This window comes from Kitasatospora sp. NPDC004723 (assembly GCF_040609255.1).
In the GTDB taxonomy this organism is placed as follows: Bacteria; Actinomycetota; Actinomycetes; order Streptomycetales; family Streptomycetaceae; genus Kitasatospora.
This window is the reverse complement of record NZ_JBEXJT010000006.1, coordinates 148,693-162,699: the sequence shown is the minus strand read 5'-3', so window position 1 is coordinate 162,699 and position 14,007 is coordinate 148,693. Positions and strand designations below refer to the sequence as shown.

General features: G+C 74.1%; 17 protein-coding genes and 1 riboswitch. Of the genes, 9 read left to right on the top strand and 8 right to left on the bottom strand.

Annotated features, from left to right (window positions below):
• Positions 1-30: 30 nt before the first annotated feature.
• Entirely contained in the window at positions 31-831 is an 801-nt protein-coding gene (locus tag ABZW10_RS10260) for a helix-turn-helix domain-containing protein (protein ID WP_355362408.1), read from the top strand.
• A 215-nt stretch (positions 832-1,046) separates the two neighbouring features.
• Positions 1,047-1,466 carry an SsgA family sporulation/cell division regulator gene (locus ABZW10_RS10255; protein ID WP_355362406.1) on the top strand — a complete coding sequence of 140 codons (420 nt, stop codon included), beginning with the start codon at positions 1,047-1,049 and terminating at the stop codon, positions 1,464-1,466.
• A 96-nt stretch (positions 1,467-1,562) separates the two neighbouring features.
• On the opposite strand, the gene ABZW10_RS10250 is transcribed toward ABZW10_RS10255, so the two are convergent.
• On the bottom strand, positions 1,563-1,937 hold the full coding sequence (locus ABZW10_RS10250; RefSeq protein ID WP_355362404.1) for a phage holin family protein: 375 nt from the start codon (positions 1,935-1,937) through the stop codon (positions 1,563-1,565).
• 99 nt (positions 1,938-2,036) lie between these two features.
• Between ABZW10_RS10250 and ABZW10_RS10245 the strand changes: the two genes are divergently transcribed.
• From ABZW10_RS10245 to ABZW10_RS10235, 3 genes are all read left to right on the top strand, one after another.
• Positions 2,037-2,354, top strand: a complete 318-nt coding sequence (locus ABZW10_RS10245; RefSeq protein ID WP_344338921.1) for a cupin domain-containing protein — start codon at positions 2,037-2,039, stop codon at positions 2,352-2,354.
• 36 nt (positions 2,355-2,390) lie between these two features.
• Entirely contained in the window at positions 2,391-3,062 is a 672-nt protein-coding gene (tenA, locus tag ABZW10_RS10240; protein ID WP_355362401.1) for a thiaminase II, read from the top strand.
• Between the two features lie 251 nt (positions 3,063-3,313).
• A complete protein-coding gene (locus ABZW10_RS10235) occupies positions 3,314-3,514 on the top strand; it encodes a DUF5326 family protein (protein WP_350560494.1) in 201 nt (66 codons plus the stop codon).
• Between the two features lie 72 nt (positions 3,515-3,586).
• Here ABZW10_RS10235 and ABZW10_RS10230 read toward each other — a convergent pair whose 3' ends face one another.
• The 7 genes from ABZW10_RS10230 to ABZW10_RS10200 all read right to left on the bottom strand — a co-directional run bounded on the left by ABZW10_RS10230 (position 3,587) and on the right by ABZW10_RS10200 (position 10,887).
• Positions 3,587-4,492 (bottom strand): NAD(P)-dependent oxidoreductase, encoded by a 906-nt coding sequence (locus tag ABZW10_RS10230; protein WP_355362399.1) that lies wholly within the window; start codon positions 4,490-4,492, stop codon positions 3,587-3,589.
• Between the two features lie 59 nt (positions 4,493-4,551).
• Entirely contained in the window at positions 4,552-5,676 is a 1,125-nt protein-coding gene (locus tag ABZW10_RS10225) for a cytochrome P450 (RefSeq protein ID WP_355362397.1), read from the bottom strand.
• On the bottom strand, positions 5,673-7,160 hold the full coding sequence (locus tag ABZW10_RS10220; protein WP_355362396.1) for a class I adenylate-forming enzyme family protein: 1,488 nt from the start codon (positions 7,158-7,160) through the stop codon (positions 5,673-5,675). The genes ABZW10_RS10225 and ABZW10_RS10220 overlap by 4 nt, the downstream gene beginning before the upstream one ends.
• A 62-nt stretch (positions 7,161-7,222) precedes the next feature.
• Positions 7,223-7,963, bottom strand: coding sequence for a glycosyltransferase family 2 protein (locus ABZW10_RS10215; RefSeq protein WP_355362394.1), 741 nt, complete (start codon positions 7,961-7,963; stop codon positions 7,223-7,225).
• A complete protein-coding gene (locus tag ABZW10_RS10210) occupies positions 7,960-8,973 on the bottom strand; it encodes a ketoacyl-ACP synthase III (protein ID WP_355362392.1) in 1,014 nt (337 codons plus the stop codon). The genes ABZW10_RS10215 and ABZW10_RS10210 overlap by 4 nt, the downstream gene beginning before the upstream one ends.
• Before the next feature lie 79 nt (positions 8,974-9,052).
• Positions 9,053-10,555, bottom strand: a complete 1,503-nt coding sequence (locus ABZW10_RS10205; protein ID WP_355362390.1) for an SPFH domain-containing protein — start codon at positions 10,553-10,555, stop codon at positions 9,053-9,055.
• A 125-nt stretch (positions 10,556-10,680) separates the two neighbouring features.
• Positions 10,681-10,887, bottom strand: a complete 207-nt coding sequence (locus ABZW10_RS10200; RefSeq protein WP_350560485.1) for a hypothetical protein — start codon at positions 10,885-10,887, stop codon at positions 10,681-10,683.
• Between the two features lie 163 nt (positions 10,888-11,050).
• Positions 11,051-11,185: riboswitch (TPP riboswitch) on the top strand.
• Here ABZW10_RS10200 and thiC point away from each other — a divergent pair.
• The 4 genes from thiC (at position 11,181) to ABZW10_RS10180 (ending at position 13,982) form a co-directional block, all read left to right on the top strand.
• Positions 11,181-13,013 carry a phosphomethylpyrimidine synthase ThiC gene (thiC, locus tag ABZW10_RS10195; RefSeq protein ID WP_355362387.1) on the top strand — a complete coding sequence of 611 codons (1,833 nt, stop codon included), beginning with the start codon at positions 11,181-11,183 and terminating at the stop codon, positions 13,011-13,013. It overlaps the preceding riboswitch by 5 nt.
• Positions 13,014-13,149: 136 nt before the next feature.
• A complete protein-coding gene (locus ABZW10_RS10190; RefSeq protein ID WP_355362385.1) occupies positions 13,150-13,371 on the top strand; it encodes a type II toxin-antitoxin system VapB family antitoxin in 222 nt (73 codons plus the stop codon).
• Positions 13,368-13,787: a PIN domain-containing protein gene (locus ABZW10_RS10185; RefSeq protein ID WP_355362383.1), complete on the top strand. Its 420-nt coding sequence runs from the start codon at positions 13,368-13,370 to the stop codon at positions 13,785-13,787. The genes ABZW10_RS10190 and ABZW10_RS10185 overlap by 4 nt, the downstream gene beginning before the upstream one ends.
• Positions 13,788-13,802: 15 nt before the next feature.
• The gene (locus ABZW10_RS10180; RefSeq protein WP_355362381.1) at positions 13,803-13,982 is read left to right on the top strand and encodes a thiamine biosynthesis protein ThiC; all 180 of its coding nucleotides are present in this window, start codon (positions 13,803-13,805) and stop codon (positions 13,980-13,982) included.
• Positions 13,983-14,007 lie beyond the last annotated feature (25 nt).

Below are 14,007 nucleotides of genomic sequence, written 5' to 3'. Positions count from 1 at the left end.
CATGTCTCGGGCTGGGGGCTGGCTGTGGCCATGGATCGGATCGCGGAGCGCACGTCGACACCGGCGCGGCCGGCGCGGACCTCGCGCCTGGAGCGGCAGCCCACCCTGATCTCCTCCGTCCAGCGGGCGCTGCGACTGCTGGAGGCCGTCGGCGGGTTCCGCCACGGGGCCACCGCCAAGCAGCTCGCCCGCGCCGCCGGCCTCCCGCTCGGCACCGCGTACCACCTGCTGCGCACCCTGGCCCACGAGGGCTACCTGCGGCGGGCCGACGGGCGCTTCTTCTACGGTGAGGCGGTCGACGCCATCGTCGGGGCCGACGACCGGCAGAACGAGCGGCACGGGCTGCGGGAGCGGATGGAGCGGTTAAGCGAAGAGCTCGGCGCGGCCGTCTACTTCGCCCTCTACCAGGACGGCGAGGTCACCGTGGTGGACTCCGTCGACGGCGCCCACCAGGCGGCCGTCGAGCCGTGGGCCGACTTCCGGGCCACCGCCCACGCCCACGCGATCGGCCAGTGCCTGCTGAGCCAGCTCCCCGAGGAGGCCCGGCGCGACCACCTCGCCCGTCACCCCCCGGTGGGCCTCACCCCGTCCACGCTCGTCGACGAGTCGGCCGTGCTGCGCCGGATCGCCGGGGTCCGGCACACCATGCCGGTGGTCGAGCGGCAGGAGTACGCGATCGGCACCGTCTGTGCGGCCGTGCCGATCACCGTGGGCTCGGTGGTGGCCACCATGGCCCTCTCGCTGCCGGTCGAGCAGGCCGACCGGCTCGCCGCGGTCGCGGGCCAACTGCGGCGCAGCGTCGGAGCGATGACACCGTCGTTCGTGCTCTGACCGCCCCGGCGGACCAGGCGGCTCCGGGATCGGGCCGGTCAATCCCGCTCGTTCACCATTTGAAAAAGCACATCTTGTCCACTACGTCCGCAAACGGGGACGATGAAGCTCGGACGTAGCGCACGCAAATCCCTCCCCCGTCAGCCAACAGCCCTGTCCGGTACCCGCGAACCCTCACCCACGCGCGGCCGGGCACAACGAGAGGTGTCGGTGCCATGCAGCACAGCACAGTCCAGGGCCACCTGACCATGAACCTCGTGGTCTCGTCCGAGTTCACCCTCAGCATCGTGGTCGACCTCGACTACGACCCCGCCGACCCCTACGCGGTCGGCTTCACCTTCCACCTGCCCGGTGACGAGCCGGTCACCTGGGTCTTCGCCCGCGATCTGCTGCTCGACGGGCTGGCCCGGCCGTCCGGCGAGGGCGATGTGCACATCCACCCGGTGGGCGGGGAGCTGGGCGAGGTCTGTCTGGTGCTGCGCTCCCCCGAGGGTGACGCCGTGCTGTGCGGCGCCGCGCCGCCGCTGATCGCCTTCCTGGCGCGCACCGACCGGCTGGTGCCGATCGGCGAGGAGACCGCGGCCGGGGACCTCGACGCCCAGCTCGCGCTGATCCTGCACGAGAACGCCGGGTGAGCCGCCGGCGGACGCGGCACGCGCATCGAAAGGGGCCCGTACCCGGGTGGTTCACCGGGTACGGGCCCCTTCCGCACGGGCCGGCACGGATGCCGCTCAGTCCTCGTCGAGGGCGAGGCTGAGGCCCCAGGACACCAGGCTGACGATCAGCGCGCCGAACAGGGCCGACCAGAATCCGTCGACGTGGAAGTCCAGGTCGAGCTTGTCCGAGGCCCAGGAGGTCAGCCAGAGCATCAGCGCGTTCACCACGAAGGTGAACAGGCCCAGGGTGAGGATGAACAGGGGGAGCGAGAACAGCTGCACCACCGGCTTGATCAGCCAGTTGACCACGCCGAACACCAGCGCCACGGCGAGCACCGTGATCGTCTTGTGCTGCCAGTCGTCCCCGGTGAGCGTGATCCCGGAGACGATCCAGGCGGCGACCCAGATGGCCGCCGCGTTGATCAGTGTCTTGATGACGAAACCCTTCATGGGGCCAGCGTCCCAGGTCGGTCAAGGGGAGGCGAGGTTCCGTCGGGCACGGTGGTGTTGAATGCCGGTGACCCGAGGCCCTACGAGGAGGGTGCCCCGATGAAGCTGTTCCGGCTGGACCGCCTGGACGCCGAACGCGCCGCCAACGACGGCGCGTACCTGCGCTTCCTGCGCGAGCCGCGGATGTCCGCAGGCCTGTACGCGCTCTCCCCCGGCGACACCGACACCCAGACCGCGCACGCCCAGGACGAGATCTACCAGGTGATCAGCGGCCGGGCCGAACTGACCGTCGGGGACGAGACCGCCACGGTGGGCCGGGGCACCGTCGTCTACGTCCCGGCCGGGACACCGCACCGCTTCCACCACATCACCGAGGAACTGCGGGTGCTGGTGGTCTTCTCACCGCCGGAGGACTGATCCCGGCCGCGGTGGACCTCCGGTTAGGGTCGGGGCATGAGCAGCCTGAGCCTGACCGAAGAACTCTGGGCGGCGATCGAGCCGGTCTACGCCGAGATCCTCGCCCACCCCTTCCTCGCCGGCCTGACCGACGGCACCCTGCCCCGGGAGGCGTTCCGCCACTTCGTCGTCCAGGACTCGCACTACCTGCGCGACTACGCCCGGGCGCTGGCCGTCTGCGCGGCCAAGGCGCCCGGCGAGGAGGAGGTGCGGGCCTTCGCGGACGACGCGATCGGCGCGCTGGCCGCCGAGCAGGGGATGCACGCCGAGTTCCTGGACGCCTTCGGCGACACCGCCGAGGGCGCCGCCGCCGAGCCGGTGCTGCCGACCACCCGCGCGTACACCAGCTACCTGCTCGCCACCGTGTACGGCGGCTCCTTCGCGGAGGCGGTCGGCGCGGTGCTGCCCTGCTACTGGATCTACGCCCGGGTCGGCGAGCGGCTGCTCGCCGAGGGCTCCCCCGACCCGCTGTACGCCAAGTGGATCGCCACCTACGGCGACGAGGCGTTCCAGTCGGTGGTGCGGCGGGTGCTGGCGCTGACCGACCGGCTCGGCGAGGAGATCTCCCCCGGCGAGCGGCGCCGGGTGATCGAGCACTTCGTCACCACCTCGCGCTACGAGTGGATGTTCTGGGACGCCGCCTGGCGTGGGGAGACCTGGCCGGTCTGACCGGTCCGGGCACCGCCGCGTGGCCGTACCGGGGACCGCGCCGGGGGTCGTACCGGGGGCCGGGGTCGGGGGCGTTCCCCGAGGTCGGGCCGGGGGTTCCCCCGGGGTCCGGGGTCGGGGGGATCTCCGGGTTCTCTCGGGGCCGTTGGGCCTCGTTCCGTCCCTCGCGTCACCGTACGATCGAAGTACCGAAAACGAACGGGATGCGGCACCGGACGGCAGCCGACCCCTTGGGGAGAGAAGGAACGGACATGGCTGAGCTCTGGAAGTCGCTGCCCTCGTGGGTGCGGAACATCGTCGTGCCGGTGCTGGTACTGGTGCTGGCCTGGAACCTGCTGATGTTCGTCTTCGGCGTGGTCGGCGCACTGCTGGCCTTCGCCGTCAAGGCGCTGGTGGTGGTCGGCATCGCCGCCGCCGTGGTGGTCCTGGTGAAGAAGGCCGCCAAGAACTGACGGACTCGTGGCCCGGCGCCCGCGCCCCCCGGTGGGGGCGCGGGCGCCGGGCGTTTCCGGGTACGGGAGCGGTCAGGCGGTGGTCCCGCGCAGGAAGGCGTCGAGGTCCCGGTGCGGTCGCCAGCCCTGGGAGCGGGCGCGGGAGAGGTCCAGCACCACGCCCCGGGAGAGCTGGTCCACCGCGTACGGGGTCAGGCCGGGCAGCCGTCCGGTCCGGGCGGCCAGCCGGGCCAGCGGGGCCGGGACGTGGTGGATCCGGACGTCCACCCCGTGCGCGGCCAGCACCGCGCGCACCACCGCGTCGCGCCGGTAGGGCCGGGCGTCGGCGATGTTGTAGGCGACCGGCGTCCACGGGCGCTCGCCGGTGCGGCCCGCGCCGACCGCGGACAGGCAGGCGTCGGCGAGGTTCTGCACGGCGGTGAGGCTGAGCCGGACGTCGCCGCCGGGCAGCAGCAGCCGGCCGTGCCGCACCCGCGCCAGCAGCCGGGGCACCAGGTGCGGGTCGCCCGGGCCGTAGACGGCGCGCGGGCGCAGCACCACGGCGCCCGCCGCCAGCGCGAGCCGTTCCCCGGCGGCCTTGGTGCGGCCGTACGCGTTGAGGTGGCCGGCCTCGGTGGGGTGGTGCTCCTGGACGGCCGTGCGGACCGGCCGGGGGTCGTAGACGCTGGCGCTGGAGACCCAGGCGAGCGGCCGGTCCCCGGCGGCGCGCAGCAGGTGCTCGGTGCCGGTGACGTTGACGGCGTGCTGGGCGGCCTCGGCCCCGGCTCCCGGGGGCAGGTCGGCGACGGCGGCGGCGCAGTGCACGATCGCGTCCGCGCCGCCGAAGTCCGGCTGCCCGGCGGTGGCGTCCCAGGGGACGTGACGGCCGGCCGGGCCGGGGCGGCGGCCGTAGCAGAGCACCTCGTGGCCGGCGGCGACGGCGGCCCGGACGACGTGCGAGCCGCAGAAGCCGCTCGCGCCGGTGACGGCGATCCGCATCGGAGGTCTCCTCGGGTGGTTCGGGGCGGTTCGGGGCGGTTCGGCCGGACGGACGGGGTTCAGCCGGGGGTACGGGTGGCGCGCAGGGTGAGCGCGGCCCAGCCGGGCAGGGCGGCCCGGCGGTCGGCCCGGGCCGCGGTGACCGCGGGGGCGTACGGCGCGAGCGCGAGCAGCAGGTCGGCGAGCAGGGCGCGGGCCACCCCGGCGCCGGGGCAGGCGTGCGGGCCGGCGCCGAAGACCGCCTGGGTGGCGGCGGGTCCGGGGGACGGTCCGCGGCGGTGCGCGCCGGCGGCGTGCCGGGCGACCAGGATCAGCCGGTCGCCCCCGCGCACGGTCCGGCCGGCCAGTTCGGCGTCGGCGGCGGCCACCCGGGGGAGCAGCGGCGAGGGGGCGGTGAGCCGGAGCAGTTCGGCGGCCAGCGCGGGTGCGCCGGCGGCGTCCACCGAGGGCCAGAGGCCGGCGTCGGCGCACCAGGCGGTGGCCCGGGGGAGCGCGGCGACCGTGGTGTTGACGGCGGCCACCGCGACCATCGCGTCCCGGGGGTCGGGCAGCAGCGCGGCGAGTTCGGCGGCGCGGACGGCGGCCGTCCGGGCGGCGCCGCGTGGGCGGGGGCCGGGCAGGTGGTCGCGGGCGGCGGCCGCCGCGGCCTCGGTGGCGGCGCCGGCCAGGGTGTGCGGGCAGCCGGTCGCGCCGGTCAGTCCGGCGGCCGTCACTCCGGCCAACTCGCGGGCCAGAGCGACGAGTTCCAGCTCACCGGTGGCGAGTACGGGGATCCGGGCGGCGAGCACCGCCCGCCAGTGCGGGCGGAGCCGCGCCACCGCCGCCGAGTCCAGCGCGGCGGCCAACTCCCGTCGGGCGGACCGGTGATCGGCACCCTCCTGGTCGAACAGCACGCCGCCGTGGGTGAGTTCGGCAGCCGCGCCGCCGGTGGTGCCGGGTGCGGTGCGGTCCAGCGGGATCCGGGTGAGCGCCTCGCGGTACGCCTCGGCGCCGTGCACCAGCACCGTGCGGCCGAGCCGGGCCACCGGGCGGCGGCGGGTGACGGCGAGCAGCGCGAACAGCAGCGGGTGGCTGCGCAGATAGACCCGGCGGTCCCGGCGGCGGGCCCCGGGGTGCCCGGCCGGCGCCGGTCCGGTCCGTTCGGCCCGGCCGGACCGTTCGGTCCGTTCGGATCGGCCGGTCATATCGCCAACTCCCGTGCGCAGTAGGCCGAGGCGGCCTCCCGGTCGGGCTTGCGGGAGCGGCCGGCCAGCGGCACCTCGCCGAACAGCAGGGCGTCCGGGCGGGCCGAGCCCATCCGGTCCAGCGGACCGGCCAGCGCGCCGCGCAGCCGCCGGGGGTCGGTGCCGGGCGAGGGCTGGACGAGCGCGACCAGCCGCTCGTCGCCCTGGCCGTCCGGGACGCCGACCAGCACCGCGAGTTCGACGCCCGGCAGGTGCAGGGCGGGCTCGTACAGACCGGGGTAGATGTTCTCGGCACGGCGCAGCACCATGTCCTTGAGCCGGCCGGCGAGCACGATCCGGCCGTCCGGGCCGAGCGTGGCGCGGTCACCGGTGCGCACCCAGGGCTCGGGTTCCTCGCCGAGGTAGCGGTGGCGGGCGCCGGGGCCGGTGAGCAGCAGTTCGCCGTCCTCGCCGAGCGCGGTGCGAACCCCGGGCAGCGGCGCGCCGACCAGGTCGCCGGGCCCGGTGAAGGCGCTCTTCTCGGCCTCCTCGACGGCCGCCGCCGGGAACAGCTCGGTGAGCGCGTAGACGCCCCAGGCCTGCTCGGCCCCGGCCTGCTTGACCCGGCGCAGCAGGGCCGCGTCGGCGGGCGCCGAACCGGTCCAGACCCGGCCGGTGAAGCGGGCCCCGGCGGTGAGCGCGGCGCGCAGCTGCGGCGGGGTGAGGTAGCTGTGGGCCGGGGCGAGCCGGTCGAGCTGGCGGGCCAGCGCGGCGGGTTCGCGGGCCGGCAGGGCGACGGCGGCGCCGGCAGCGAGTGCGGGGACCAGGACGAAGAAGGTGCCGCCCAGCACCACCGTGCCGGGGCGCGGGTCGACCAGTTCGGTGACGGTGCCCAGCCCGGCGGCCAGACCGCTGCGGGAGTGCACCACGGCGCGCGGGCGGGCGGTGGTGCCGGAGGTGAAGACGATCACGGCGTCGGCGTCGCGCCCGGGCGTGTCGTGTCCGGGGACCCTCGGCACCGACGCGCCGAAGGGGTTGGTGTGCATCCGGGGCGCGCAGCCGGGCAGCCGGCGTCCCAGCGTGGCGACCGGGCCGAGGGTGCCCAGCGGGGGCAGCGCGAGGTCGGCGCGGCGGGCGAGCGGCCGCGCCCAGCCGGCCACCGCCTGGGCGGCGGCGTCGGCGAGCACCAGGTCGGGCCGGGCCAGGGCGAGCCGGGCGGCCAGCACGTCGGGGCCCGCGGTGGGGTCGAGGACGGCGGTGCGCAGGCCGAGCCGGTGCGCGGCCATCAGCACGGCGAGGGCGCGCGGGCCGGGGCGGACGGCGACGCCCAGGGTGGTGCCCTCGCCGAGGCCGCGGGCGTTCAGGGCGACGGCGTAGTTGTCGGCGAGGTCGGCGAGCTCGCCGCGGCGGATCCGCACCCGGGTGGTGCCGAGCCGGGTGTGGCGCAGGACGGCGGGGCGGTCGGGGTGGACGGTGCGCAGGGTGTGGGCGAGCCGGTCGAGCACGGGCTGTCCTCGGGTTTCGGCGGGTGGTCGGGTTTCGGTGGGCCGCTCTTCGGGGGCGGCGGTCAGCGGACGTCGACGGCGCGGGCGCCGGCACCGCGCTCCAGGTACCAGCGGGCGGTGCCGACCACCCCGTACGCGCGGATCCGCCGGGTCGAGTTCTGCACCACCATGTCGCGGCGGTGGACGATCGCGGTGGTGTGCCGGCGGACCCGGTTGATGAACGTCCGGTCGGTCGGCGAGGGCCGGCGCGGCATGCCGCCGACCGCCTGGTACAGCTCGGCGGTGATCGCCATGTTGTTGCCCGCGTGCATCCGGTACCGGGTGAGGTAGCCGTGCCGGCGCCGGTGCGCGGGCCGGATCCGGCCGAAGAACGCGCCGAGCGCGACCAGCACCAGGAAGACGGCGCGCCCGGCGGGCCCGTGCTCGTCCCGGCGGGCGGTGACCCGGCCGCAGACCAGTCCGCCGCCGCCGAGCATCGCGGCCCGGGCGGCGGCCGTCCAGCCGGGCTCGGGCAGGCAGTCGGCGTCGGTGCGGGCGAGCAGGGTGGCGCCGTGCGCGATGGCGTGCCGGAACGCGGTGTCGACGGCGGAGCCGACGCCCTTCTCCGGCTCGACCAGCACCTCGACCGGGAACGGCGCGCGGGCGGCGAAGGCACGGACGGCCGCCACGGTGCCGTCGGTGGAGCCGTTGTCGGCGACCAGCAGGGTGAAGTCCCGGTCCCGCTGGGCGGCGAGGGCGGCCAGGGTGCCGCCGATCCGGGCCTCCTCCCGGTAGGCGGGGACGACCACCCACAGCGCGGTCACGACGCCTCCCAGACCATCGTCATCAGGCTGACGCCGCCGCCGAGGCCGAGCATCAGAACCTTGTCTCCGGGCGTCAACTCCCCGCGTATTCGTTCGAGTTGGATGCCTATCGTGGCGCTGGCGACATTGCCGAGCTCGGGCACGGTGACCACCAGCTTCTCCTCCGGGACCCCGGTGGCCTCGACGAACCGCTCCAGGTAGGGCACGGTCACCTGGTGCACCAGCACCCGGGCGTAGTCGTCCCAGCCGAGGCCGGTGCGGGCGGCCACCCGGGCCAGGATGTCCAGCCCGATCTTCTCGAAGACCCCGCGCAACTCCTTTCCACCGCCCCGGAAGTAGCTGTACTCGTCGCCGCGCGGGTGGCGCGAGCCGCCGCCGGGGATGCCGCCGATCCGCCAGTGCTCGGAGGCGGTCTCGGTCTCGACGTCCAGGATGCCGCCGCGCTCGACCGCCTCGACGACCACGGCGGCGCCCGCGTCGCCGAAGGTGTAGCCGGCGAAGCCGTCGCGGAACTCCGCCGCTCCGCCCGGGTCGCGGCGCATCGCCCGGCTGGGCGTCTCGCCGGTGACCACCAGGGCCCGGCGGGCCCGGCCGGCCAGGATCATCGCCCGGGCCAGGTCGATTCCGTTGAGGAAGCTGTTGCAGGCGTTGCTGACGTCGAACGCGTGGGCGCGGGAACCGAGTTCGGCCTGCACGAGGTGCGCGGTGGCGGGCTCGGCGACGTCCCGGGTGGCGGAGGCGAAGAGCAGCAGGTCGACGTCGAGCGGGTGCAGCCCGCGGGCGTCCAGGGCGCGTCGGGCGGCGCCGAGGGCCAGCGTGGAGGCGTACTCGCCGTCGGCGGCGAAGTGCCGGGTGAGGATGCCGGTGGCCTTCTCCAGGGTCCGCTCCGGCAGGTTCAGCCGGCCGCCGGCGGTGATCTCGTCCTGGAGCTGCCGGGAGGTCAGTCGGCGGGCGGGGAGCTGGGCTCCGGCGGCGGTGATGCCGATCCGCGCGATGGCTGCTGGTTGCATGGCCCCATCGTCCGGCGCGCCCGGCCGCGCCCGCCTGAGTACGGGTACTCAGGCGGGCGGGACCGGGCTACCCAACCGCTCAGTCCTCCTCGGGGACCGCGTCCACCGGCACCGCGTCCGCCGGCACGGGCACCGCGTCCACCGGAACCGGGACGGCCGTCGGGGCGGCGGTCGCCGGGGCGGCGGCGCCGTCCGGGCCGACGGTGGACAGCAGCTGGCGGGCCAGTCCGAGCCCGGTGCCGCCCATCGCCAGCGCCTTGGCGAACAACTCGCCCATCCCGTCGGCCCCGTTGAGCAGCACCATGTGCTCGACATTGCCGAAGGACTCCGCGGCGGCCCGCACGATCTGCGGCCACTGCTCCGCCAACTCCTGTGCCACCACCGCGTCCTGGTTCTCGGCGAGGGCGGTGGCGCGGGCCTTGATGCCCTCCGCCCGGGCCAGCCCGATCGCCCGCGCCGCCGAGGCGTCGGCCAGACCGCGCGCCTCGGCGGCGGACGCCTCCGCCTGTCCGGTCGCCGTGGTCGCCTCCGCCTGAGCCAGCCCGCGCACCCGGGTGGCCTCGGCATCCGCCTCGGCCGCGACCCGCACCCGGCTGGCCTCGGCGGCCGCCGCCAGCTCGGTCTCCCGGGCCTGCGCCTGCGCGGCCGAGATCCGCGCGTCGCGGGCCGCCTCCGCGCTGGTGCGGGTGTCGTACGCGCGGGCGTCGGCGGGCTTGCGCACGTCGATCTGCAGCTGCTGCTCCTTGCGCTGCGCCTCCAACTCGGCGACCCGGGTCTCCTGGACCACCACCTGCTGCCGGGCGGCGGCGTCGGCCAGCGGTCCGGCCTGCCGGGCGCGGGCGGTGGCGGTGTCCATCTCGGCCTGGTACGAGGACTGCTGGATCTCGCTGTTGCGGGTCGCCTCGGCCTTGCGGGCGGCCGCCTCCTGCTCGGCCTCGGTGGCCAGCCGGTCCGCCTCGGCCTGGGCGATCCTGGCGTCCCGCTGGACGGCGGCGGCGTGCGGGATGGCGAGGTTCTTGATGTAGCCGGTCGGGTCGATGATCTCCTGGATCTGCAGGGTGTCGATGATCAGCCCGAGCTTCTCCATCTCCAGCCCGGAGGCGGCCCGGGTCTCGCCGGTGAGCCGCTCGCGGTCGCGGATCATGTCCTCGACGGTGAGTCCGCCGACGATCGAGCGCAGGTGGCCGGCGAAGACGTTGTGCACGCGCTGGCTGATCAGCTTCTGCTGGTCCAGGAAGCGGCGGGCGGCGTTGGCGATCGAGACATCGTCGTCGCCGACCTTGAAGATCACCACGCCCTTCACCCGGACCGGGATGCCCTGCGTGGTGACGCACTCGACGTTCAGTTCCGCCTCGTTGAGGTCCAGCGAGAGCCGCCGGACCCCCTGAAGGCCGGGGGTGACGAGGGTGCCGCGCCCGGTGACGATCCGGAAGCCCAGGCCGTCGCCGACCCCCTCGGTGCGGTGCCGGGAACCGGAGATGATGAGCGCCTCGTTCGGCTCGGCCACCCGCCACATGAGTTTGAAGAGCGTGATTCCGGTGATCAGTGCCGCGACGGCTGCCCCGGCGATGATGAGTCCCATGCTTCAACTCCCCCTTCGAGCGCAGGAGATGCGCCGAATCGGATTGTCCGCCCCGGCCGATCCGGAGGAAAGGGACGTGACATGACCGGCCGTCACAAGGTCGTCACCGGGGGGTCATCGGTGTGTCACGGCCCGATCGGCGCCACGTACACCGTCCGCGGCGGCTGGTACTCGATCACCACCACCGGCGTGCCGACCGTCAGCCGCTCGCCCGGCACCGCCAGGTAGGCGAGGAACGCCTCGGTGCCCTGACGCTCCGGCACGTGCACCATCACCTCGCCGACCAGCCCCGCGCCAACCGCCCCGGTGACCCGCCCCGTGCTCCCGACCACGCCGGCCTCCTCGCCCTCGTCCGCTACGGAGCCAGTCTGCCCGCAGCGGCGGCTCCGCGCCCCCCGTTCACCGTCCGGACCTCGACGTTCCCCCTCCCGGACCCGCTCTGGACCTCCGGCGATCGGCTCGCTACGGTGTTGGACGTCATGCGCGGGCAACACCGCCTGCGGACGCGGGAGCTCGGAGCACCGGGCTGAGAGGGCGCTGAACGGGACGTCGACGGACGGACCGGCGGCTGCGTCGACCGCAGGAACCTGACCGGGTAATGCCGGCGTAGGGAGTTTGAGGTCCGATGACCACCTTTGAGGCACAGCCGCAGTCTGCCCGGCCCCAGTCCGGCCCCGGGGACGCCGTCACCAGCGCGGGCAGCGGCTACCCGGCCCCGGCCTGGCGCAAGGCCCACCGCGAGGGGTCCCGCCCCGACCTGCGCGTGCCGTACCGCGAGGTCGTGCTCACCAACGGGAAGACCGTCCCGCTGTACGACACCTCCGGGCCGTACACCGACCCGGACTACGAGCCGGACGTGCGGCGCGGCCTGCCCGCCCTGCGCGACCCCTGGATCCGCCGGCGCGGCGACGTCGAGGAGTACGACGGCCGCGAGGCGCGCCCCGAGGACGACGGCATCCGCCACACCTCGCCGCGCGGCGGCGACCTGCGCAACCTCGACGCGGTCTTCCCCGGCCGCCCGCGCCGCCCGCTGCGCGGCCGCGACGGAGCCGCGGTCACCCAGCTCGGGTACGCCAAGCGCGGCGTCGTCACACCCGAGATGGAGTTCGTCGCCCTGCGCGAGGGCCTGGCGCCCGAGTTCGTCCGCGACGAGGTCGCCCGTGGCCGCGCCGTCATCCCGGTCAACGTGAACCACCCCGAGGTCGAGCCGGCGATCATCGGCACCAACTTCCTGGTGAAGATCAACGCCAACATCGGCAACTCCGCCGTCACCTCCTCGATCGAGGAGGAGGTGGAGAAGATGACCTGGGCCACCCGCTGGGGCGCCGACACCGTCATGGACCTCTCCACCGGCCGCAACATCCACACCACCCGCGAGTGGATCCTGCGCAACTCCCCCGTGCCGATCGGCACCGTGCCGCTCTACCAGGCGCTGGAGAAGGTCGACGGCAAGGCCGAGGAGCTGAGCTGGGAGGTCTACCGCGACACGATCATCGAGCAGTGCGAGCAGGGCGTCGACTACATGACCGTGCACGCCGGCGTGCTGCTGCGCTACGTGCCGCTGACCGCCCGCCGCAAGACCGGCATCGTCTCGCGCGGCGGCTCGATCATGGCCGCCTGGTGCCTGGCGCACCACCGGGAGAACTTCCTCTACACCAACTTCGAGGAACTCTGCGACATCCTTGCCCGCTACGACGTCACCTTCTCGCTCGGTGACGGCCTGCGCCCCGGCTCGATCGCCGACGCCAACGACGAGGCCCAGTTCGCCGAACTGCAGACCCTCGGCGAGCTGGGCCGGATCGCCCGCGCCAGGGACGTCCAGGTGATGATCGAGGGCCCGGGCCACGTCCCGATGCACAAGATCAAGGAGAACATGGATCTCCAGAAGGAGATCTGCGACGAGGCCCCCTTCTACACCCTGGGCCCGCTCACCACCGACGTCGCGCCCGGCTACGACCACATCACCTCGGGCATCGGCGCCGCGATGATCGCCTGGTGGGGCACCGCGATGCTCTGTTACGTCACCCCCAAGGAGCACCTGGGCCTGCCCAACCGCGACGACGTGAAGACCGGCGTCATCACCTACAAGATCGCCGCCCACGCCGCCGACCTCGCCAAGGGCCACCCCGGCGCCCAGGCCTGGGACGACGCCCTCTCCGACGCCCGCTTCGAGTTCCGCTGGGAGGACCAGTTCAACCTGGCCCTCGACCCGGAGACGGCCCGCGCCTTCCACGACGAGACCCTCCCCGCCGAGCCCGCCAAGACCGCCCACTTCTGCTCGATGTGCGGCCCGAAGTTCTGCTCGATGAAGATCAGTCAGAAGATCCGCGACGAGCACGGCGACGGTTCCTCCGCGGTCCAGAGCGACTTCGACGCCGAGGCCCTGGCGGGCATGGCTGAGAAGTCCGCCGAGTTCGCGGCCCAGGGCAACAAGGTCTACCTCCCGCTGGCGGACTGACGCACGCACGCGGTCGTGGCAGACGCCGCTCCCGGAGGCTGACCTTCGGGGGCGGCGTCCGGTGTTCTCCGGCTCGGTCCCGGTCGGGCGCTGCTATATTCAAAGGTGTTGTTGGCCTTATATATCGGAGGCATGTATGAGCGTGACGACCATCGATCTGGACGATGACGCGCTGGCGAAGGCTCTGCGATTCTCCGGAGGCGCGACCAAGAAGGACGTGGTGAACACCGCACTCCGCGAGTACGCCGACAGACACGAGCGTGCTGCCAGGCGTGCTCGGCACATGCAGGCTGCCCAGGAGTGGGACTACGAGGGCTGGCAGCAGCTCCATGACGCCGAGAAGCGGGGAGCGGAGTGATCCGGTACCTCGCGGACTCCACCGCCGTATGGCGCCTGCTCCGCGAGCAGCACCTGAACGACGCGTGGGGGGAGGACATCGACCTGCGCGTGATCGGGTCCTGCGCTCCCCAGCGCACCGAATTCCGGCGTTCCGCCCGCAACCTCGTCCATTACGAGCAGATGGGCGAGATGTTCGCCGATCTGTACCCCGACGTGCCCCTGCCGAAGAACATGTGGGGCTGGATCGAGTCCGCCCAGTTCCGGCTCGCCCAGAGCGGTGGAGCTGTCCGGGCGCTGTCCACCGTCGATCTGATGATCTGCGCCACTGCGGCCCACCACGGGCTGATCGTCCTGCACGACGACAATGACTTCGCCACCGCTGCCGGGGTGCTGACCGACGTCCTTCAACGCAACGTCCGCGATGCTCCGCGCTAGGCGTCCGCTCGACGTGTGGCGCTTGTGTTCATGTTCTGCTCGATGAAGATCTCCCAGAAGATCCGCGACGAGCACGGCGACGGCTCCACCGCCGTCGAATCCGGCTACGACGCCGAGGCCGAGGCCGGCATGCAGGCCATGTCCGAGGAGTTCAAGGCCCACGGCAACAAGGTCTACCTGCCGATGGCCGACTGACGCACCACCCTCGTGGCGCCGCCCC